The 22336-nt window shown below is 56.1% G+C and carries 18 protein-coding genes and 2 pseudogenes; 14 read left to right on the top strand and 6 right to left on the bottom strand.

Features of this window, described 5'->3' with window-relative positions:
• Window positions 1-232: 232 nt before the first annotated feature.
• The 5 genes from OZX57_RS05980 to OZX57_RS05960 form a co-directional block, all read right to left on the bottom strand.
• Window positions 233-1174: an aldose 1-epimerase family protein gene (locus tag OZX57_RS05980; RefSeq protein WP_277162963.1), complete on the bottom strand. Its 942-nt coding sequence runs from the start codon at window positions 1172-1174 to the stop codon at window positions 233-235.
• A 221-nt stretch (window positions 1175-1395) separates the two neighbouring features.
• Window positions 1396-1905: a Cys-tRNA(Pro) deacylase gene (gene ybaK / locus OZX57_RS05975; RefSeq protein ID WP_277161801.1), complete on the bottom strand. Its 510-nt coding sequence runs from the start codon at window positions 1903-1905 to the stop codon at window positions 1396-1398.
• A gap of 216 nt (window positions 1906-2121) precedes the next feature.
• Window positions 2122-3177 carry a type I glyceraldehyde-3-phosphate dehydrogenase gene (gene gap / locus OZX57_RS05970; RefSeq protein WP_277161800.1) on the bottom strand — a complete coding sequence of 352 codons (1056 nt, stop codon included), beginning with the start codon at window positions 3175-3177 and terminating at the stop codon, window positions 2122-2124.
• A gap of 70 nt (window positions 3178-3247) precedes the next feature.
• On the bottom strand, window positions 3248-3757 hold the full coding sequence (locus tag OZX57_RS05965; RefSeq protein ID WP_277161799.1) for an arsenate reductase family protein: 510 nt from the start codon (window positions 3755-3757) through the stop codon (window positions 3248-3250).
• 140 nt (window positions 3758-3897) lie between these two features.
• Window positions 3898-4653 carry a thiamine diphosphokinase gene (locus tag OZX57_RS05960; RefSeq protein ID WP_277161798.1) on the bottom strand — a complete coding sequence of 252 codons (756 nt, stop codon included), beginning with the start codon at window positions 4651-4653 and terminating at the stop codon, window positions 3898-3900.
• Window positions 4654-4764: 111 nt separating this feature from the next.
• On the opposite strand from OZX57_RS05960, the gene OZX57_RS05955 reads away from it, so the two are divergent.
• Window positions 4765-5130, top strand: coding sequence for a VOC family protein (locus OZX57_RS05955; RefSeq protein ID WP_277161797.1), 366 nt, complete (start codon window positions 4765-4767; stop codon window positions 5128-5130).
• Between the two features lie 77 nt (window positions 5131-5207).
• On the opposite strand, the gene OZX57_RS05950 is transcribed toward OZX57_RS05955, so the two are convergent.
• A complete protein-coding gene (locus OZX57_RS05950; RefSeq protein ID WP_277161796.1) occupies window positions 5208-6272 on the bottom strand; it encodes a 2,3-butanediol dehydrogenase in 1065 nt (354 codons plus the stop codon).
• Window positions 6273-6600: 328 nt separating this feature from the next.
• Between OZX57_RS05950 and infC the strand changes: the two are divergent.
• The 13 genes and pseudogenes from infC to OZX57_RS05885 form a co-directional block, all read left to right on the top strand.
• Window positions 6601-7257 (top strand): annotated as a pseudogene (gene infC, locus OZX57_RS05945) (translation initiation factor IF-3); the annotation flags it as partial.
• Window positions 7258-7544: 287 nt separating this feature from the next.
• Complete coding sequence (gene rpmI / locus OZX57_RS05940; protein WP_277147283.1) at window positions 7545-7739, top strand: 50S ribosomal protein L35; 195 nt, start codon at window positions 7545-7547, stop codon at window positions 7737-7739.
• Between the two features lie 54 nt (window positions 7740-7793).
• Entirely contained in the window at window positions 7794-8177 is a 384-nt protein-coding gene (gene rplT, locus OZX57_RS05935) for a 50S ribosomal protein L20 (RefSeq protein ID WP_277161795.1), read from the top strand.
• A 234-nt stretch (window positions 8178-8411) separates the two neighbouring features.
• Entirely contained in the window at window positions 8412-9419 is a 1008-nt protein-coding gene (locus OZX57_RS05930; RefSeq protein WP_277161794.1) for a class C sortase, read from the top strand.
• A 207-nt stretch (window positions 9420-9626) separates the two neighbouring features.
• Window positions 9627-12248, top strand: coding sequence for a hypothetical protein (locus tag OZX57_RS05925; protein WP_277161793.1), 2622 nt, complete (start codon window positions 9627-9629; stop codon window positions 12246-12248).
• A gap of 166 nt (window positions 12249-12414) precedes the next feature.
• Complete coding sequence (locus OZX57_RS05920; RefSeq protein ID WP_277161792.1) at window positions 12415-14391, top strand: isopeptide-forming domain-containing fimbrial protein; 1977 nt, start codon at window positions 12415-12417, stop codon at window positions 14389-14391.
• A 267-nt stretch (window positions 14392-14658) separates the two neighbouring features.
• Complete coding sequence (xerD, locus tag OZX57_RS05915) at window positions 14659-15579, top strand: site-specific tyrosine recombinase XerD (RefSeq protein WP_277161791.1); 921 nt, start codon at window positions 14659-14661, stop codon at window positions 15577-15579.
• 181 nt (window positions 15580-15760) lie between these two features.
• A complete protein-coding gene (locus tag OZX57_RS05910) occupies window positions 15761-16600 on the top strand; it encodes an AAA family ATPase (protein WP_277162962.1) in 840 nt (279 codons plus the stop codon).
• A 62-nt stretch (window positions 16601-16662) separates the two neighbouring features.
• Window positions 16663-17565 (top strand): segregation/condensation protein A, encoded by a 903-nt coding sequence (locus OZX57_RS05905; RefSeq protein WP_277161790.1) that lies wholly within the window; start codon window positions 16663-16665, stop codon window positions 17563-17565.
• Between the two features lie 239 nt (window positions 17566-17804).
• A complete protein-coding gene (gene scpB, locus OZX57_RS05900) occupies window positions 17805-18425 on the top strand; it encodes an SMC-Scp complex subunit ScpB (RefSeq protein ID WP_277162961.1) in 621 nt (206 codons plus the stop codon).
• A 237-nt stretch (window positions 18426-18662) separates the two neighbouring features.
• Window positions 18663-19348, top strand: a pseudogene (locus tag OZX57_RS05895) (NUDIX domain-containing protein); the annotation flags it as partial.
• 296 nt (window positions 19349-19644) lie between these two features.
• Window positions 19645-21573, top strand: coding sequence for a translational GTPase TypA (typA, locus tag OZX57_RS05890; RefSeq protein WP_277161789.1), 1929 nt, complete (start codon window positions 19645-19647; stop codon window positions 21571-21573).
• Window positions 21574-21748: 175 nt separating this feature from the next.
• Window positions 21749-22306 (top strand): alcohol dehydrogenase, encoded by a 558-nt coding sequence (locus tag OZX57_RS05885; protein WP_277161788.1) that lies wholly within the window; start codon window positions 21749-21751, stop codon window positions 22304-22306.
• Window positions 22307-22336: the final 30 nt, after the last annotated feature.

Genomic DNA, 22336 nt, shown 5'->3' with positions numbered 1-22336 from the left:
TACGTTTACGTCCGCGCATTCCCATGATGGACTCCTTTACTTTCCAATGAATAAGCCTTAGGTATTATCGCACGTTGTTGCGACTTCGTATCTGGTTTTGCTGCTGGATTCAGGTTAGTTCTGCTAGTTTTCGTATGTTTTAAGCACCAAGGTGCACGGAAACTAGCAGAACTGGCTGGTTAGCGGCAGCTGGACCATGCCGATCGTGCTACACGTTAAATCAGCTGGTTGCTCAGTGTTGCTCGGCCTTGAAATAGAGGTTGGTTGTGCTGGTTTCGCCAGGACGCACGACAATGAGGTCGCGGCCGGTGTTGAACGCATTGGCGTACGCGGTCTGCGGCTCGATGGCGACGCCGGACGGATGCGACTCTGGTGCAAAACCGGTGCCGGTGCACATCTGGAAGGAGGTGATGGTCTTGTCGCCGCCGACGCTCACCGTCAGGCCGTCGGGACGGGTCAGCGTTGCGAAGGTGTTGCCTTCGGCATCGCGCTCCACGTCGGTCCAGGCATCGTCGAACGGCTGCTCGGTCAGCGCCGTGGGCTGACGGAGATCATATTTGCCGCTGACGGGCTCGGTGCCGGTGGGCAGCAGGCGCTCGTTGACGGTGACGTGTGTGCGTGCCGGGATGGTGACCGAGCATTGCGCGTTCTGTCCATCAATTTCATCGCCATAGCCATCAAAACCATTGGCAATCCACGGATGGATGGCCAAGGCCCAAGGCGCGTTGACGTTGTCGTTATTAGCCGCGGACAAGGTCAGCTGAAGTCCATCGTCGCTGAGGCTGTACACTGCACGAACCAGCAGGTCGAAGGGATAGCCCTTCATATTGCCGGTGCGCCAGGTGAGCGTCACCTTATCTTCTTCGAGGCTTTCAAGATTCCAGAAGGCGCGATAGCCGTAGCCGTGAATGGCATTGTGCTTTTCGTGCTCGTCGATTGGCAGCTTATAGGTCTTGCCTTCGAAAGTGTAAACGCCGTCTTCGATACGGTTGGGGAAGGGAACGAGCAGTTCGCCGTTGGTGCAGGGCACGATGTTGTCTGGGTCCCACGAGGCGATCATATCCTTGCCGCGATAGGTGAGCTTACGCAGGATTGCGCCGAGCTCGGTAATCACAGCAGTGTAATCGCCGTGCGAAATAGTGAATTGCTGACCCGAACGAAGGGGAGAACCGATGAAGTCATGTCAACTCCTGAAAGATGAAAACGTAATGGTTATCGTTCGCTATTCTAATCGGATGTCGCGCAAATGCGATATTGAACACACTATTTGTCGTAGTCTGCACACCACGCAATGGTAGGTAGCCTTTATTAAATGTCCATGATGGAAACGCTGGTTAAGGGCGTGCGGTTATACGAGACGACAGAACCCCCGTTTCACTCTTTCGCGCGCGAGGATTACCATGTACCGATTTCGGCGACGGTCGCCCCAAGCACGTTCACGAGGTCGTTCGGGTTCACGCCGATGCTGAAGCCACGTTTGCCGCCGGAGATAATGATTTCGTCAAATTGCATCGCACTTTTATCAAGCACCGTCTTGTGGTTGGTACGTTGGCCAAGCGGAGAAATACCGCCGACGACGTAGCCGCTTTCGCGTTGTGCGACCTTCGGATCAGCCATCGTGGCTTTCTTGGCTCCTACTGCTGCAGCAAGGTATTTCATATCCAGATGTCCGCTGACCGGCACCACGCCGATGACTCGTTCCTCGCCGGTGTCGGCCATCAGCGTCTTGAACGATCGATGCGGGTCGACACCGAGCTTCTCCGCGCCTTCGAGTCCGTATCCTTCGTCCATGTGATCCGAAGAATGCTCGTACTCGTAGATGGTGAAGGGAATTCCCGCCTCGGTCAGTTCGCGCGTTGCCGGAGTGGAGGCGGTCCCGCCGTTTTTCTTATGCTTCTTGCTCATATCGTTTAAGTCTAATCGTCATAGAGTATGCCTATGAAACAGAATGCTTCGGGTTTTGTGCTGTTTGTCTGTACGGAAGGCCGATTTCATTGAATTTGCCAGGCTCGTATGAACGATTGCTGTTATATACAAAAATCCCCAACCACTTGGCTGGGGATTTTTGTATTAATCACGTTTCCTTGATGAAACGGATGTGCAGCTTAACGTCGCAACGGCTCACTTGCTGAGTTCAGCGAAGTAGAGCAGGGTGCGGATCATGTTGCAGGTGAAGCCGTACTCGTTGTCGTAGAAGGCAACGGTGCGAGCCAGCGTCGTGCCGTCAACGGTGTTGACGTCGGTCTGCGTCGGATCGAAGACGCCACCGTGGGTGTCGTCGATGATGTCGGAGGAGACGATGCCGTCAGCGTTGTAGCCGTAGGTCTCGTTGTTCTCGAAGGCCTTCTTGGCGGCAGCGTTGATGTCGTCAGCGGTGACATCCTTGTCGAGCACGGTGAAGAGCTCGGTGATGGACCCGTCCGGGACCTGGATGCGCTGGGCATGGCCCTGCAGCTTGCCGTTGACCGAAGGAACAACCTTGCCGATGGCCTTGGCGGCACCGGTGGAGTGTTCGATCGTGTTGATGGCGGCAGCGCGGTTGCTGCGCGGCTTGGAACCACGCGGGCCGTCGAGCAGCATCTGAGTGCCGGTGTAGGCGTGGATCGTGGTCATGAAGCCGACCTTGATGCCGAAGTTGTCATCAAGCAGCTTGACGAGCGCCGCGAAGGAGTTCGTGGTGCAGGAGCCGGCGGAGACGATGTTGTCGCTGGCCTTGAGGGTTTCATGGTTGACGCCATAGACGATGGTCGGAGTGGTTTCATCCTTCGCGGGAGCGGAGATGAGGACCTTCTTGGCGCCGGCGTCCAGGTGAGCCTGGCTCTTCTCGGCGGAGGTGTAGAAGCCGGTGCACTCGAGCACGAACTCAACGCCATCGTTCTTTACCCACGGAATGTTGCGGGCATCCTTCTCGGCATAGACCTTGTATTCCTTGCCGTCGACGATGATCGCGTCATCGGTGGACTTGACGTCGACCGGGGTGCCGTCGTCGTGACGGAAGGTGCCGTGGGTGCTGTCGTACTTCAAGAGGTAGGCGAGCATGGAAGGCGTCGTCAAATCGTTGATTGCTGCGACTTCGATGTCACCGGCCTCGCCACCGCGGGCCTGAAGTTCGAAAATGCGACGGAACGCAAGGCGGCCGATGCGGCCAAAACCGTTAATACCAATCTTTACTGTCATGTAATTCTCCCTAAAGGAAACAGCTTGAAGACACGGGCTCGTGTCCTTCGCTGTATATTTACCAACACTTTTACTGTAACCTGTCTGCTGTACTAGCGAAGACGTTTCCCCACGCTTCAGGAGAAAAACCGACCAAAATTTTGTTAGCGCTCACAATAATTGGTCGTTTGACCAGCATTCCGTTGCTGGCGAGGACATTCAGCTGCTCATCTTCGCTCATGTCAGGTAGCTTGTCTTTGAGCTTCATCTCCCGATACGGCATGCCGGAAGTGTTGAAGAAACGCTTCAGAGGCAGACCGCTTGCCTTCCACCAGCGCCTGAGCTCCGTGGCGGTGGGATTGTCGATTTTGATGTTGCGTTCCGTGAAGTCGATGTCGTTTTCGTTGAGCCATTTGCGGGCCTTGGCGCAGGTGGTGCAGTGGTTGTAGCAGACGAAGAGCGCCTTGCCGTCCTGCTGCGCCGGATCTGGTTTCACGGTTGTTTTTCGTTGGCCATAATGAGCCCTTTCACTATATTGTTGATTTGATTTTAGGTTTTTCCTTGGTGCTTTGAAAGTGAGAAATGCCGGAAACGTGACCAATCTATGTTCGCTGATTCACAGTTGTGTTAGCGATGGGGCATCCGTGGATTTGCGCACTTTGAGGCAGAGTGTAATGGGAATCGTCGTTTCGATGGCATGCAGGCCGGAAGCGCTGGGAGACGCTCAGTGCTGATTGGGGTTCAACGTGACTTATTGAGCAGTGCCGAGACGTGGGAGGCCAGCGGTCCCAACGTCTCAGCGCTCTTGATTTCGGTTTTGAATGTCGGCGAGGCTGCTTCGGTGGGGAATGTGACGATCAAAGTTCCGTCAGCCACGCTTATCGTTGAAGAGCGATCATCAAGCAGTTCATTGCTCACTCCGAGCACGGTGTCATTGTGCATCGTGCCGTTTTGCAGTTCGTATTTGAGTCCCGTTTCCGTGACTCCGTGCGAAACATCGCTGTGCGAAAAGACCGAGACCATGCGATTGTCGGCATTGACGGCATCACCAAGGTGCAAAGCATGAGCAGGGAAGTGCATCGAACCATTGCAAATGGCGGTGATGACGCTGTGCTCGCCGTATAGTAACCCGTGTCCGCCGTTGCGGGCGAGCAGTGCAAGCAACTGGATATTGGCGATGGTGTGGTCTAGTCGTCCACCCAGGCCGCCATAAATGCGAAAATCCCTGCATCCTCTCGACCAGCCGACCTTGAGCGCTGAAAGCATGTCGGGATCGTCGTGTTCGGGAGGCAGTGTGATGACCTCGATATCTTGCGGAACTTTGGTTTTTGCGGAATCAAAATCCCCGATAGCCAGATTGGGGCGAATGTCTGCTTTGCAGACGTGATCGAGTCCGCCGTCAGCAGCCACCACGAAGGCGTGGTCGGGCAGCTCTCTGGCTGACGGTTCATTGCCGTAATAGGTTCCTGCCGCGAAAACGACGCAAGTTTGAGACATAAGGCAATTGTAGAGGTATGGGTGCGCCGTGGCTCGGTGATACGGGCTGAAAATGTATATGCGGCACTGTTAATATGACATGCGATATATTCATCGTTTCGAGGAGTAGCCATGATCAATCATATCGGCGTGTACACGCTCAATTTCGACACCGAAAAGGCCTTCTATCAGGCCGCGTTGGCCCCGCTCGGCTACGTGCAGGGAGTGGAGTTCCCCGGAGCCGTGATGTTTGCGGACAGCAAGGATGGCGACAGTGTTTGGATCGAAGCCGCGCAGGGCACGACTCCGGCGCCGATCCACATCGCCTTCACCGCTGCCGACGAGGATGCCGTCAAGGCGTTCTATGAGGCTGGCCTCAAGGCTGGCGGCGCCGACAACGGTGCGCCCGGTCCTCGTCCGAATTATGGCCCGGACTATTATGCGGCCTTCGTTCACGATCCTGACGGCAACAACATCGAAGCCGTGTGCAGGAAGTAGTTGTTCATGAGTAACGCAGAGGTGGGGTGCCGATCGATATCGGCACCCCACCTCTTATATATATCGTGGATTAATCGTCACATCTGGACGATGATCTTGACGTGGTGTTCGGCATCGTTACGCAGGGCCTTGAAGCCCTTCTCCACGATGTCGTCGACCTTGATTCGATCCGTGATGAACTGCGAAAGATCGATGTGCTTGTCATGAACCAGCTTGATAACGGGCTCATGATCGTGGGCGTAGCCGATGGATGCCCCGATGAGCTTTTCGGGCATGATGAGTTCGGGCAGGACATTGAGCGTGACGGGTTTGGCATGCAACGCCACGATTTCCAGCCTTCCTTCAGGGCGCAAGGCAGAGAGCAGCTGATGAACGACGATTTCTGATCCTGCCGCATCGAACGCGATATCCGCGCCGGCGCCGCCGGTTTCTTCGTGCACCCGCTTACCGAGATCCTCTTTGCTGGGATCGATGACGATGTCCGCCGACTTGGAACTCAACGCCTTTTCCTTACGGGCGCTGGAAAGCTCGGAGATGATGACTCGGACGCCCTTGGCTTTGAGCACGGTGCCGATCAAGAGGCCGATGGGGCCGGCGCCGCCGACTACAGCAGTCTGGCCGGGTTGAGGGTTGGTGCGGCGGACCGCATGATAAGCCACTGACATGGGTTCGATGAGCGCAGCCTGATCAAGCGGCAGATCGCCGATGGGATGCACCCAGCGGGATTCGACCACAATGTGCTCGCTCAGGCCGCCGCCACCGCCGTTGACTCCGATGAAGCCCATCTTTTCGCAGGCGTTGTAGTTTCCGGATTGGCATGCGTAGCATTTGCCGCAAACCATAAGCGGCTCGACCACGACGTGATCGCCGACCTTGACGGGGGTATCGACGTCATCCGCGATTGCCTCCACAACACCGGAGAACTCATGGCCGAAGCCGGTGGGAAGTTTCTCTCCGGAAAGTGGGTGAGGGGTGCCGGGCGTGATGCCGCCACTCTCCGGGCCGTCGAAGTAAAGGTGCAGGTCAGAGCCGCAGATACCGGTATAAGCCGGTTTAATTTTGATGGTTCCCGGTTTCAACTCTGGTTCCGGAATGTCATCAAGCTGGACATGCTCCTTGCCGTAGTAACGGACCGCTTTCATAATCTCTCCTTTAAGAATGTGATTGAAGTCACATTCAATGATAAGCCATTGGTTGAGAGTCTGCTTATAGGGTGTTGTTATTGTCTGGAGGCCGGGTATACTTAAACAGGCTTGAGAAATCAAGAAAGTGGGTGCGCCCCACCTGGAAGCTTATCGTAGCTTCGGGTTCAAAGCATTCCGGTTTTATCCGGAAGTAGGAAATCGGCTTTGCCGAATATTCCTGGTGTCCGTTTTGCGATGCCTTTGTTTTGAATTCCTGTTGCGATGGTTGTCGAATTGTTCGATGATGTGTGCTTTCCGATGATGACGCGTCCGACGGCAGCAAGGATTGGAGTTCATCATCAGCGCAGAACCACGCATTAACGACGAGATACGCGTCTCCCAGGTACGACTGATCGGCCCGAACAGCGAGCAGGTCGGGGTCATCGCGACCTCCGTCGCATTGAATCTGGCCAAGGAAGCGAATCTCGATTTGGTTGAGGTGGCGCCGAATGCAAAGCCTCCGGTCGCCAAACTCATCGACTACGGCAAGTACAAGTACAACGAGAAGATCAAGCAACGTGAGGCGCGTCGCAACCAGAGTGCGGCCGAGATCAAGGAAATCCGTTTCCGCTTGAAGATCGACGAACACGACTTCGAAGTCAAGAAGAGCCATGTGATTCGTTTCCTTTCCGGCGGCGACAAGGTCAAGGTCACCATCATGTTGCGTGGCCGCGAGCAGTCCCGTCCGATCGGCGGTGTGGAACTCCTGCAGCGTCTGGCCGATGAGGTCTCCGAGTACGGCACCATCGAGTTTTACCCCAAGCACGAGGGACGCAACATCTTCATGACGTTGGCTCCTAAGGGCAAGAAGGTGCACGCTCAGTCTGAGCAGCGTCGTCGTGGCGCCGACACCCGTGCCGACCGTCAGGCCCGCCAGAAGGCAAGGCTGGCAGCCAAGGAAAAGGAAAAGGCACAGGAGGCCGGCGAGGCCAAGGCCGCGGTTAGCGAGATTAGGGCAGCGGAAGAATCTGCTCCCGCAAAGCCCGCGAAAGTTGCCGAGAAGACTGCTGCCAAGGTAGCACCGAAGGCCACTAAGTCTGAAGCTGCGACCAAGTCGGACAAGCCGGCAAAAGCCGCCAAGTCTGCTACCACCGCTACAAAGTCGGCCAAGCCAGCACCTAGGGCAAGCAAGAAGTAACAACGAAATTTTTGTGCAGGTCGGCGAAAACGTCGGCAGGTACAGGGCATCGAAGAATGCATTCGATATCCGAAGGAAATAGGAGGGCAGCAATGCCGAAGATGAAAACCAATTCCGCCGCGAAAAAGCGCGTCCGCGTCACCGGTACGGGCAAGCTCATGCAGGCTGGCACCTCGATGCGCCACAACCTTGAGCACAAGTCCGCGCGCAAGCGCCGCAACCTCTCCCGCGACCAGGTGCTGGCCACGGCGCAGAGCAAGAACATGCGAAAGCTGCTCGGCCGCTGAAATCGGCTTGGCGTATAGGTTTTAAAAGGTTTATAGAAAGCTAGAGGAAACAATATGGCACGTGTCAAGCGCGCAGTCAACGCTCACAAGAAGCGTCGCGTCGTTCTCAAGAGGGCTTCGGGCTACCGTGGCCAGCGTTCCCGTTCGTACCGTCGTGCGAAGGAACAGCTGCTCCATTCATTTAACTACAACTTCCGCGACCGCAAGGCGCGTAAGGGTGACTTCCGCAAGCTGTGGATCCAGCGCATCAACGCCGCTGTCCGCGCTCAGGGCATCACTTACAACCGCTTCATGCAAGGTGTGAAGCTCGCAGGCATCGAACTCGACCGCCGCGCGCTTGCCGAGCTCGCCGTTTCCGATCCGGACACTTTCAAGACCATCGTCGACCAGGCGAAGGCCGCACTGCCCAAGGATGTCAACGCCCCAGTGGCTGCCTGATTCTTTCAGGTCGCGTATTTTCGAACCCTGCATTGTTTGATGCAGGGTTCTTTTTATACCAGTCTGGTGCAGTTTGACGGTTTGACCAGCAAAAAATTTACGATATGTCGGAATAAACATAGATAATAAATAGTAAAAACTAAGACAATCGAAGCAAAGATTGCTTGTGATGGTCGTGATCTTTGATAGGCAGTGAAAGCCGAACGACAGCTGTTCGGTTGTGGGAGGCCTGCGATGAGCGGATCGACGAAGCCGCGCCATAAAGGTGCTGTTGCTAGTAATATCCCGGTTTTCGACGAATCATTTAGCAGGGTGCTCAGGCATGCCAAAACCCATTATCATGTCATTCATCGCAAACGGATGCTCATCAATGCACTGAGAGCGTTGATGGCGTTGTGTGTTGTCTGCGCCATAGGGCTGGCTCTATGGTTGCCGGCCAATCAATACATCAATTCTCGCAAGCAGGAGGCAGAGGCGGTCGCTGCCATGAACCGCGTCAAGAAATGGCCACAGGGCCGTGTGGCGCAGGAGTTTGCGGCTGCGCAGCAATACAATGCCGGCATAGCCGCTGGCAAGCAATCATTCGGAGAGTATGTCGACCCCTTTGCTTCGGGGCCCGAGAGCCAACAAGGCAAGAAGAAAGTGGCCACCCGTTCTGAGAAAGACACGGCTTACCAAAGTCTGCTCAATGAAGGCGGTGGCGCCATGGGCATGATTCGCATCCCTAAGATTTCTTTGAAGCTCCCGATCTACCACGGTACTTCGGATAAGGTGCTTGATAATGGTGTCGGGCACCTGTATGGCACCAGTCTTCCGGTGGGCGGTAAATCCACCAATGCCGTCCTGACCGGTCATACCGGACGGCCCTATGAGCTGTTGTTTACGCGTCTTGATGAGCTTAAAAAGGGTGATGTCATCTACATCAATACGCTGGACCACACCATAGGCTACAAAATCGTCGCCAGGCATGTCGTCTTGCCGGATGACACCCGTTTCTACTCCGTTGTGCCAGGCAAAGACCTCGTTACGCTGATGACTTGCACTCCCTATGGCGTCAATACGCACAGATTGATCCTTACCGCCGAACGGCGGCCGATTCCCAAGGACATTCCCTATCCTGAAGACTCGTCCGGCGACGGTGTGCTGATGGGTATCTGCGGCATGTTGGCGGTTCTCGCTGTGGGAATAACCATCAACCTAATTCGCCACCGGCGTAAGTGGCCGATTCGTCATCGCCGTTGATTTCGTTTGCTGTGGTTCTGTAGTTGGATTTTAGAAAATCCGTCAATCATTTTATATAGGCATTTCTCGATAGATAAATCTAAATAAATCCCGCTGAAAAGAGGATATTTCAGTAATTTCGCCCGCCGTTGTACCAATTGTTATATACTAGTTATTGACAGCATAGATTAATCAACAGATGTAACTGTTATGCCAAAGGTGGCGATTATGTTGCGCAATGGTGAGAGAAGCAAACGACTGGCAACTTCCCTATGCGCGCTGTTATTGGCGATTCTTCTGATAGTGGCGCAGGCGGGGATGGAGTTGCTCGCTCCGGTATCTTCGAAAAACGTCGCGAATGCCGACGAGGTGTCGACGCAGGATGTTCCGTTGACCAGCAAGCCGGTGTTGACCAAGATGCTGGCCGACAACCAGCACATCGTGCTCAACAGCGACCCGGCCAGCAGCGAACAGATGCGTGCTGATTTTGTTGTACGTGTGCGCCACGGCCAAGTCAATGCTAATGCGACGAGCACGGCAGATCTGGCTTGGCAATGTGCCGATGGAACCAATCATATTGGAGCCAGTTGTGGCATGGTCATCCGATACAACTCCACTTTGAATCTGCTTGGGGTCGGCGCAATCATTACCCTTACCTACAAGAACACCTTGTCAGGCAAGGCCGGTGCCATGAACTGGGCGGCGAACCAAGACAATTGCTTCACCATCCATAGCGTGCTGACTGCCGGGGATTTCGATTACCTTACTATTTCGGTGACCTGCGCCATTGCCATATCGGGTGTGCTGACCACCAGTCCGTACGATTTGGGTGGGTCAAAGCTCAGCCAGTACCTATGGGTTGAGGTTCCCACGGCCGCTACAACGCTTTTGCCTTACGGAGTTTACCCTGTACTGGCCACAGAGCAGGCGGGTATCGATACTGACTACATGACCAATGTTCTGGCGGATTATCCGGCCTATGTCTATCAGGACCTGACATGTGGGGCCAACGGTGACGGAATGGGCTGCAACGGGCCGCGTGCTATGGTCGGTTGGAACGACAATCCGGATCTATGGAGCGGCGGTCAGACCAATTGGGGATTGGTCACCGATTATGGGTTGACCGCCAACAGTATTGATTACAATATCGGTGTCGCGCCTCCCAACTCATTCTTCGTGAAATGGTTCAATCGCGCGTCCTCCTTATCGCCTTGTTCGTCTACTGCCGGTTACTATTTCCAATGGATTGGCCTTAAAGACGGTAAATGGGTGCCGGTGACTGATTTGACACCGCAAGCCCAGGAAGTCTCGCAAACGGCGATTAACGATAAACTCTTGACCTTCGCATGGTCGCAGTCGGCCGGATACGCGTTCAACAAAAGTGGCTCCTCACCGCATCTGCGTGCCATGCAAGGCCCGGGAAATACGTTGAGTCCTGCTCAGAATGCAGATGGATCCATTGATTTTGCGAAGGCCAAAACTGATCAGGGCCTTGACGGTTATTTCAAACTGGTCACCTGGCCGATTACCAGCGTTGGCAACAGTTCATGCAGAGCGACCACTGTCGCCTCGGGGCAGGATTTCAGCCCGAAGGAGATATTCAATCCTCTGTATGGACAGACCAATCCCGGGATTTCGACCTCTATGTCCCAGTTCGATATTGCAGCACTGGTCAACAGGGGCTGGGTCATCGATACGGTGTTCAGCAAGTACGGTCTGCCGGTACGTCCGCCGGTCATCACCACGCCAAACGAAAATGCGTATGTTGACCAGCATCCGACGATTTATGGCACCGGCGAGCCAGGAGCCACCATCAACCTCTACGCCGAAGACGACGCCCATCCTATTCAGTCGAGCGACCCCAACGATCCGGCTACGCAAGGCCGTCTGGTCGGCACCGTGGTAGTGGACGTGGATGGCAATTGGTCGTATACCGATACGGACAACACGAAGGTCACAGGATCCCAGCGCTACCATGCTACGCAAACCGCGACCAGGGATTCAATGGACATCACCTCGGAGTTCTCCAACATCCGTACAGTCCAGTTCGCAGTGCCGAGTACGGCTCCGCCGGTCACGACGGTTGACGTGCCGCACACGACCAACCCCAATGGCGGCGTGCTCCTGGGCACCGATAGGGTGGTTATCCACGGCACGGCGACCCCCAACTCGGCAGGAGAGACGCTGAAAGTCTACGTCAGGCATGTGTCTGATCCGCCGATGAGCGAGAGCGATATCATCAGCGGTTGCACGCAGGTTCTCACCAATGCTGGATTGCAGAACTGGTCGTGTGAGGTGGATCCGTCATTCTTCACCAGTGAGTTGGCGCAGGGCGAAGACTATGTGTTTGTTGCGAAACTGGTCAACACGGCGGGAGGTGTGGATTCTGGCTTCTCGGCGGACAAGGAGCAGGTCGTTGATATGACGGCGCCGTTCGTAGCATTTGACGCTTCGCAAGCCTTGAATACGGTCAGTGGCACTGCATATCTCGATGCCGCCCATACGGTTCCGGCCAGCGGGGCAACGGTTCATATCCATTGGCCCAACAATAACGAGGAGACGGCGACCGTTCAGGCGGATGGCACGTGGTCGTTCACCGTACCGGATGGCATGACGCCTGGTCAGGTCAGGGTGTACGGCATCGATCCGCAGACCAACGAATCCGATTGGATTGTTCACGATTTGGATTTGTCCGCGCCGGTCTATTCGTTGCCGATAACCGGTGACCGCAGCAGGCTTGTGCCGACCATCGCCGGAATTGTTGCGGCGTTGCTGGTGATCGGAGCCGGAGTCTACACGGTGATCAGCCGGAAAATGAGGTTTGGAAAGGCGGTGGCCGATGATCCTTAAATTGCTGTGTTCCCGGGCGACGTCTGCGTTGACGTTGATGTCGCTCTCGCCGCCCGGGACGTTCGGCCGACTGCAGGTCGATGGAGGTGTAACGACCGAATAAACAGTTGATTGCCGAACATAACCAATATTTGAAACCGAAATTTCACAGAGAAAGTGAACCATCATGAATATCAACAAAGGATTGAGACGCGGCGTTGGCGGTGTTGTTGCCGCTGCGGCTCTAGTGGCGTTGGCAATGGTGCCTGCGGGCACCGCGTCGGCGGATGACAACATTCCCATCGATCAGAACGCCAATACGACGTTGAAGATCGAAGGCAAGGGCTCCAAGCTGCGTGGACATTACTTCACCGCGATGCGTATCGGTGCCTACGGCAATGCGCAGACCCCAGCTGTCGGTGGCGGAAAGTTGTCCTCGGTTGGTGTGGATTCCAGCCAGGTCGATGCCGGCAGCGTACCGGCCAATGAGCAGATCATGCAGGCCATGAAGGATGCCTATACAACCACCAGCACCAGTGGCTCTTTGCCATCCGGCTATGCCAACAACCCTGTCGGCGCGGTCGCGGTGACATGGCTTGGCTTCCCCTCGTCTGTCGCACCTCCTTCCGGAGAAACAGCCGATACCACCTCAAATTCAAGTTCGGCGGCTTGGAGCGGCAGCCTTCGTAAGTTCGTCACCACGTTGACCAAGAACGCGAACTTCAAGAACCGTCTTGCCGATCCGGCCCATGGCCATGAGGTTCAGGCTTCGACTACCGTGCTTGATGATGATGACACCACCGTTCAATTCAGCGTCAAACAGGGTATCTACATCATCGTCGACACCACCGCCAACCACGGTGCAGTGAATCTCACCAAGATTCCGGCATCGATTCCGATGCTGGCAAGCACGGCAGTGGTCGACACCGCAAGCACCCCGAATGTCTACGATGCCTTCTCCACGAGTCCGTTGGTCAAGCTCGGTGAGGTCAGTGTGAAAAACGATCCGTTGACCGTGAAGAAGAAGATGATTGCTCCGACCACGGGTAATGCTTCCGTCGGCGACACGTTGACCTACATGATTGTCTCCAAGGTTCCGTTGACCACCGGGTTCAGCCACTACACCTATGTAGTCAAGGATGATCCGTCAGATGGCTTGACCTATCAGGGAGTGACCAGCATCAAGATCGCCGATAACGCCGATTTTGCGGATACCGGAATTCAACATACCTTGGCTGGTACCGACTATACGGTGTCCGGCGGCGCCTCTTCTGGCGATCCGGTGGAATTCAACTTCTCCGGCAGCATCATCAACTTCACGCAAGGTACTCCCTCGTACTACGGCGATTATTTCAAGATCACCTATACGATGAAGATCGATGACAGCGCACGTGAAAATGTGCAGCTGCAGAACGGCGTGTCGTTGACTCATTCCAATGATCCGAGCAATCCGCCAACCGGTGACGACGGAACTCCTGGAGACGGCACCACCACCGATGTTGACAACGACGGCGATCCGATCGGTACGGTTAAGACATATATGTACGGCTTCGGTCTTGCCGATGTCGACAAGAACAACCATTCGACCTATCTGACCGGTGGTGAGTTCCAGATCAAGCAGGGTGCCACGGTGATCAAGTTCATGAAGCTGGGCGATGGAACGTATCAGAAGGCAGCGGACCAAACGGCTACTGTCGATAACTCTACTGTCTTCGATACGTTGACTCCAGCTGACGGCAGTGGCACTGGAACCTATGACCTGGCTGTCGGTAGGATGCGGTTCACCGGTCTTGCGGAAGGAACCTACACTGTCGTACAGAACACGGTACCGGTACCGTATTCTGCACTGGGCAAGTCGACCTTCACCGTCACGGTCTCGACTGATACCCCCACCACTTCCGTTCCTGATCCGTCCGCTGAGGAGCCTGCGTACTCCAACTCTCATGACGGATGGGACCTGGTGGCCGAAGGTAACTGGGACAAGGCGGCCGATCCTACTCACTACATCCTCGTCCAGGAAATCAATTCCTTCTCGCAGCTGCCGATGACCGGCGGTGCAGGCGCGATTGTGGTCGGACTCATCGTCATCGCCCTGCTCGGCGGTGCGGGTGCGCTCTTCATCTACACCCGTCGTGGAGAAAAGGCCCTGAGCCAGGAAGGCTGAGGTGATGTCGAAGCGTTAGGCTGCGGGTTCGGTTCGCGCAAATGCTGAAAGCCGGACCGGTGGCCTGACACAAACCATCAAATGCTGTGTTTGCTGGTTTTGCCTTCCTGAAGGTCCGTGTTTTCAATGTATTGCTTGCAATGGCGATTGTTGCGAACACGGACCTTCTGCTATGCGCCAGGGCTGGAGTGACCGTATTCGTGGATTTTTTAATTTATGACGCTGGCAATGATGGCGAAAGTCGTTCAATGCGGCGAGAATGGAATTATGGATGGATCAGACGCATTGCTTGCGCAGTTTTTGGCGCATATCGACGTGGAGCGCGGGCTGGCGAAATCCACGGTGAAGGCATATGCGGCCGACATCCGCAAGTATCTGGATTGGCTGGATGCGCAAGGAATCAAAGATCTGGTTGATGTAACCAGTCACGATGTCGAGTCTTATGTCGCCGCGCTTGACGAGGCGGGGGAGAGCGGGCGCAGCAAGGCGCGTCGGCTGGCCAGCGTCCATGAGTTTCATAATTTTGCGCTGAGGCAGGGCGTGGTGGCCGATGATGTTTCCTCGCGTGTCAAGGCGCCGAAGGCCAATGGCCACTTGCCTGATGTGCTGAGTGTTGACGAGGTTATTCGTTTGCTCGATGCCGCGTCGATGGGCGGTTCCGATGACCCGGTGGTTCTGCGTGACAAGGCACTGCTCGAGTTCATGTACGCCACCGGCTGCCGCGTCTCCGAAGCGGTGGATGCTGATTTGAATGATATGGATGTTGACGAGCGGGTAGTGGTGCTCACTGGCAAAGGCTCGAAGCAACGGCTGGTGCCGTTGGGCGAGTACGCGATCAAGGCATTGCAGCGCTATACCACGATTGGACGGCCGCAGCTTGAATCCAAGGGCAAAGGAGGCAAAGAGCGTCGTGCGATATTCCTCAACAAACGCGGGCATCGCATTTCGCGGCAATCGGTGTGGGAGGTTGTCAAAACCGCCGGGGAGCGAGCCCATATCACCAAGCCCTTGCACCCGCACACATTGCGTCATTCCTTTGCCACCCATCTGATTCAGGGCGGTGCCGACGTGCGCACCGTGCAGGAGCTGCTGGGCCACGCTTCGGTGACCACCACGCAGATCTACACTCATGTGAGTCCGGAAAACCTCATCGAAACCTATCTGACCGCCCATCCACGAGCGCGTTGAAACAGCCGATGTATGTCGTCGATTATGATGGCGTATGGAAGACGGAATGCGATGAAGCTGGAGGGGTGAGATGGCAAAGAAGAAGCACAAAGCCATGCAAGGTCAATTGCCGTTGCCGGGCACGATTTCGGTCAAACCGCCGCCAGTTCCGGTGAACAGGCCTGTTGATAGCATAAAAGACATGCCTACCGATCTTCTTGGACGAAAATATGAGACGTTTCCCGCGCCAAAGCAGCTGAGCCACCACGGCCCGGCGCGTATCATCGCGATGTGCAACCAGAAGGGCGGGGTCGGCAAGACGACCAGTTCCATCAACATCGGTGGGGCGCTGAGCCAGTATGGCCGGCGTGTGCTCATCGTCGATTTCGATCCGCAGGGTGCTGCCAGTGCCGGCTTGGGCATCAATGCGAACACCGTGGATGCCACCATTTACAACGCTTTGTTCGATTCCTCGCTTGATGTGCATGACGTGGTGCAGCATACCGCTTTCGAGAATCTCGACATCATCCCCGCTAACATCGACCTTTCTGCGGCCGAGGTGCAACTGGTTACCGAGGTCGGGCGTGAACGCATCCTCGCCAGCGTTTTGGAAGGCGTGCGCGATGAATATGACGTCATCATCATCGACTGCCAGCCTTCACTGGGGCTGTTGACGGTCAATGCGCTCGCCGCGGCCGACGGTGTGATCATCCCTGTGGCCGCCGAATTCTTCGCCTTGCGTGGTGTGGCGCTGTTGATGCAGTCCATTGAAAAGGTGCGTTCTCGCATCAACCCGCAGCTTGAGGTCTACGGCGTTCTGGTGACGATGTACACCTCGACGCTGCACTGCGAGGAAGTCCTGCAGCGCATCTACGAGGCCTTCCAAGACAAGGTCTTCCACTCCGTGATTTCCCGTTCGATCAAACTGCCCGATTCCAATGTTGCGGCCGCGCCGATTACGATTTATGCGCCGAACCACAAGACGGCCAAGGAATACCGCGAGACCGCACGTGAGCTCATTGCCCGCGGCATCGTGGAATGAGATTTCCGGCATAGGCAGGGTTCTGGTTTTCAGGTGGTGTTGATTGGTATAAGCGAGGTGTCATGGACGAGGACGGGCTTGAGTCTCACGTTGATGACATGACTGTTGATGATTTGCCTTTGGCGTCGAGTCCGGCGGATGGTGTCGAAGATTCGCAAAAGCCTGAAAATGTGGGATTCTCCGTCAATCTTTCGGTCTATTCCGGGCCGTTTGACGCGCTGCTGACGATGATCGCCAATCGCAAGCTTGAGCTCACGGAGGTCTCGCTTTCGGCCATCACCGAAGAATTCATCGAATACGTGCGCGGACTCGACATGACCCGCGATATGGAGCAGGTCAGTGCCTTCCTCGATGTCGCTTCCGTCTTGGTGGAAGCCAAAAGTGCGGCGATTCTGCCTGGTGACGAGAACGGCGAACGTGACGAGCAGAGCATGGAAGCCCTACGCGAGCGGGATCTGCTGTTCGCCAGACTTGTGCAATACCGCGCATTCAAAAGTGCCGCCAATGATTTTCGCGCGCAGCTCGCCGCCAATTCCGGTCGTTACCCGCATCCGTCTTTCAGCGACCCGGCCATCGCCGCGATGCTGCCGGAACTGGCGTGGACGCTGGGGCCGGAGGATCTGGCCAAGATTGCCGTCGAAGTGTTTTTGAACGCTCCGGCCGATCAGGTACGGCTCGACCAGCTGCACGTCTCGCAGGTCGACTTGAAACAGCAGTCGCAGATCGTGCGTAGTCGATTGCGGGAACTCGGCGAGGGCGGCTCGATGACCTTTCGTGAGCTGACGGCCGACGCCTCAAGCACATTGGTTATTGTGGCCAGGTTTTTGTCTATTTTGCTGTTCTTCAAACAAGGGGTATTGCAGTACAAACAGGCAGGTCCTTTTGAGGATTTGCATCTACGATGGGTACCAGGCGCCGATGACGGGGACGACGCCGTGGACGTGAATGAAGGTGATTTCGCATGAGCGAGACCAATGATATGGCCGAAAACGGTACGAAATCGATGTTTGATGTTTATGAGGAAAAGTCAGACATCAAAGGGAATCTTGAAGATACGGACGTTCGAAACGATGGCGATTCCGCATTCGATAATGCCCAAAGCGAAACCGAAGAGATGACGAACGAAACTGACGAGACAGTGGACGATTCAGCTGAAAACGTCAATGGACGTCATGACAATCGCGGCAGCGAAAGTTCTTCGTCAATCGGACCCGATGCAGACTCCACGCGGCCTGAATATGTGGACTTTAGCGTCGACGATTTTCCGGGCGGATTGGAATCCTGCCTTGAGGCGATTCTGATGGTCGCCGATCAGCCGCAGCAGGCCGGCGATCTGGCTCGTGTGCTGGCCTTGGAAGAAGATCAGGTCACTGCGGCGCTGCAGGCGATACAACGCGAATATGACGGTGACGAGGCATGCAATCTTGCCCCGCGCGGCTTCGAGCTGCGCCATACCGCGCGCGGCTGGCAATTCGGCAACCGGGCCGTGTTCGAGCCGGTGGTCTCGGCCTTCGTCACGGATGGGCAGATGGCCCGGCTTTCGCAGGCGGCGCTCGAGGCACTTGCCATCATCGCTTACAAACAGCCGATTACCCGTGCGCAGATTGCCGCCATTCGCGGAGTCAATTCCGATGGTGTGGTGCGTGCGTTGAGTGTGCGTGGTCTGATTCGCGAAGAGGGCACCGACGAGGATTCGCGTGCGGCGCTTTTAGTGACGACAGGCCTCTTCCTGGAGAAGATGGGTCTTGAATCGCTTGACCAGTTGCCGCAGTTGGCCCCGTTCATGCCGGCGGCCAGTGATGTGGTCAATCAGGCGAAGGACTGAGTATTCGCCAATCTTATAAGCTTCGCTGATAAGGCCTGTCATAGCGTTGTCATGAAGATTTGAGATTTTCCAACTAAGCTGCTTTCCAAAATCCTGAGAACTGACTTATGGCAGACCTTTTGCGCTCTACGGGATAAATAGGCTAGGGCTGATTTTCATCTGTATTGTGCCGTCGGCTTGCTAATCTCGTGAGGGTAATCTTCAATGGCGGAGCAGAAGAGCGGAGGCAATCGGCAGATGCGACAAGGCAATGTGACGGAACGCAAGGCTGGCCCGCCCGAGGTTGGGGTCTCCGTCATTATTTTCGCGCTCGCTCCTTCGCCTCAGGCACCGCAAAACGCCAAAGATCAACGTGACGAGCTTTGGATACCGCTGGTACGCCGTGTCCGTGAACCGTATAAAGGCATGTGGGCGTTGCCCGGCGGCGATGTGCAGGCTGGGCGTTCGTTGGAATCCTCGGCTTATGACGCTTTGGAATCGACGACGAACCTGCGCCCTGGCTACCTTGAACAGCTCTATACGTTCGGTGACCCAGGTCGTTCGGGTTCCGGCTTACCCATGGTCTCCATCGTCTATTGGGCCCTGATTGGCAGTACCGAGGCTGATGATCTGCAAGGCGGCGAGAACGTGCAATGGTTCGCCGAATCGGCCTTGCCGTCCCTCGCCTTCGATCATTCGGTCATCGTGCATTATGCGCTGGATCGGTTGCGCTCGAAACTCTCGTATCCCGATGTCGCTTCGAAATTGGTGGGTCCGCGTTTCACCTTGCGACGTCTGCACGATGTCTATGAGGCCATCGCAGGGCGTAGGTTCGACTTGGGCAATTTCCGGCGCAAGATGCTCGCTTCCGGGCAGCTTGAGGAAACGGGGAGAAGCTGGCGGAAGGTCGGCATCGCCCGGCTACCGTCTATCGCTTTGTGCCTGGCGTGGTCGTCGGAGGCAGCGAGATGTGGAAGCCATGGGGCCCGCAGGTTGGTCTTTCGGCATCAGGTGACGATGGCCGTAAAGACAATGGGTTTTCGCGTGGAAACGATGATGCGCTTTCGCCGTTGACCACGGACTGAATGGGCTGCCTGGTCATTGGTCGGCTGATTGTTTTGCAAATAGCATATCTGTGTCGGGATACGTGGATACTATTGTGAAGGTTTATGTGTAAGTAGAAGGTTAGAATAACTCTATCTGATAAACACTCAGGAAAAGGTAATTAGGAGAGGCTTTTATGGCGGTACGTGGTGATATTCGAAATGTGGCGATCGTGGCTCACGTCGATCACGGCAAGACCACGCTGGTCAACGCGATGCTTCAGCAGTCGCACGTGTTCAACGAGCGCGAGGAAGTGCCGGACCGTGTGATGGATTCCAACGATCTTGAGCGTGAGAAGGGCATCACCATCCTCGCCAAGAACACCGCTGTGCGTTACACCGGCCCGCTGGCCGCCAAGTACGGCGAGCCCGACGGCATCACCATCAACGTCATCGATACCCCCGGCCACGCCGATTTCGGCGGCGAGGTCGAGCGTGGTATTTCCATGGTCGACGGCGTTGTGCTGCTGGTGGACGCCTCCGAAGGCCCACTGCCGCAGACCCGCTTCGTGCTGCGCAAGGCCCTCGAAGCCAAGCTGCCGGTGATTCTGTGCGTCAACAAGACCGATCGTCCCGACGCCCGTATCGAAGAGGTCGTCAGCGAGTCGACCGATCTGCTGCTGGGCCTGGCCCAGGACGTGAGCGAGGAAGGCGTGGACCTCGATCTCGATTCCCTGCTCGATCTGCCGGTCATCTATTGCGCCGCTAAGGCGGGGTATGCCTCGGTCAACCAGCCCAAGAACGGCGAGCTGCCGGACAATGACAACGTTGAGCCGATTTTCGACGCTATCATCTCCAACATTCCGGCTCCGGAATACGAAGAGGGCGCTCCGCTGCAGGCCCATGTCACCAACATCGACGCCTCCGATTACCTCGGACGTCTCGGCCTGGTCCGCGTCTACAATGGCACGCTCGAAAAGGGCAAGCAGTACGGCCTTTCCCGTGTTGATGGCACCATTGAGAACTTCAAGCTCACCGAGATCCTGCGCACGCAGGGCCTTGAGCGCACCCCCGCTGAGAGCGCCGGCCCCGGCGACATCGTCGCGGTCGCGGGCGTGGACGACATCATGATCGGCGAGACCATCGTCGACAAGAACGATCCGAAGCCCCTGCCGCTCATCCATGTCGACGACCCGGCCATCTCCATGACCTTCGGCATCAACGACTCTCCGCTGGCCGGCCGCGAAGGCAAGGACCACAAGCTTACCGCTCGCATGATCAAGGACAGGCTCGACAAGGAGCTCATCGGTAACGTATCCATCAAGGTGCTGCCGACCGATCGTCCTGACGCATGGGAAGTACAGGGCCGTGGCGAACTCGCGCTTGCCATTCTCGCCGAGCAGATGCGTCGCGAAGGTTATGAACTTACCGTCGGCCGCCCGCAGGTGGTCACCAAGACTATCGACGGCAAGCTCAACGAGCCTATGGAAGCGAACACCATCGACGTGCCCGAAGAGTACATGGGCGCGGTCACTCAGCTCATGGCCGACCGCAAGGGCCGCATGGACTCCATGTCCAACCACGGTTCCGGTTGGGTTCGTCTGCAGTTCACGGTTCCTTCCCGTGGCCTGATCGGTTTCCGCACCGCACTGCTGACCGCTACCCGCGGCACTGGCATCTCCAGCTCCATCTCCGCCGGATACGCTCCGTGGGCTGGCGAGATCTCGACCCGTCTGAACGGTTCGATGGTTTCCGACCGCGCCGGCACCGCTACTCCGTATGCGATGCAGCGTCTGCAGGCTCGTGGCAACTTCTTCGTTGAACCGCAGTCGAACGTCTATGAAGGCCAGGTCGTCGGCATCAACAACAAGCCCGACGAGCTCGACGTCAACATCACGCTGGCCAAGCACATGACCAACATGCGTTCGGCCACCGCGGATGTGCTCGAGACGCTTACCCCGCCGCCGATCAAGATGAGCCTCGAAGAGGCGCTTGATTTCGCCAACGAGGATGAGTGCGTCGAGGTCACCCCCGAGGCCATCCGCGTGCGCAAGGTCATTCTCGACCGCGACGAATGGTACAAGTGGCACGCCAAGCAGCGTCGCCAGAACGCCAACAAGAAGTGATATTGGTGGCTGCAATGCTCATCTAGACATACGGATATAAATCCGTGAACAACGCCATGCTTTTGCTCTTCAAGAACGAAAGCATGGCGTTTCGTTTGTTGTGCATTAGTAGTCATTGACATCTGGAATATGGCGGTTCCTGCCTGTTGACCGCCCGGTGAGGCATACTGGCACTATGACTTCTCACGCCGCTTCCCATGCTGTCGTATCGTCCGTGCCTGCTGTTGCTCCCGCCCACGAGACACCTCAACCTTCTACCAAGCACTTGCCATGGTCGTTCCGTCAGAACGTCGTGGTTCGTGCACTTATCTGTGTAGTCTCCGGCATCGTGGTCGGCGTGTGCGGCACACTTGTGCACCGGATCGGTGCACAATACAACGTGCCGATTGGACTTCTGCTGGCTTGGCTGATTCTCATGATTTCCACTTGGAGCGCACGCGCTCGCAGCGGCATCGTAGGGCTGGCGTTGCACCTTATGTTCTCGACTGCCGTGACGGGATTCTTCGCCGATTTCATGGGCGACGTTCTGTTGCCGATGGGCTTCTACAGCACAACGCTCTCGTTCTTCAGCCAGTACGTCGGCTGGTTCTGGCTTGGCGGTCTTATTGTGGTACCTGTCATTTTCGCGTTCCTGCCGAGGCGCTGGTTTGTTATTGCGAATAAGGACAAGGCGAACGCAAAAGAAGAATCGGCGGATGATTCCGATGAAGCCAAATCCGTCGAGGAAGTTTGAGGACTTCCGTGGATAAACGCAAGAATGCCG

The organism is Bifidobacterium sp. ESL0682, from assembly GCF_029392815.1.
Taxonomy (GTDB): domain Bacteria; phylum Actinomycetota; class Actinomycetes; order Actinomycetales; family Bifidobacteriaceae; genus Bifidobacterium.
This window is presented reverse-complemented; position numbering and strand designations above follow the sequence as displayed.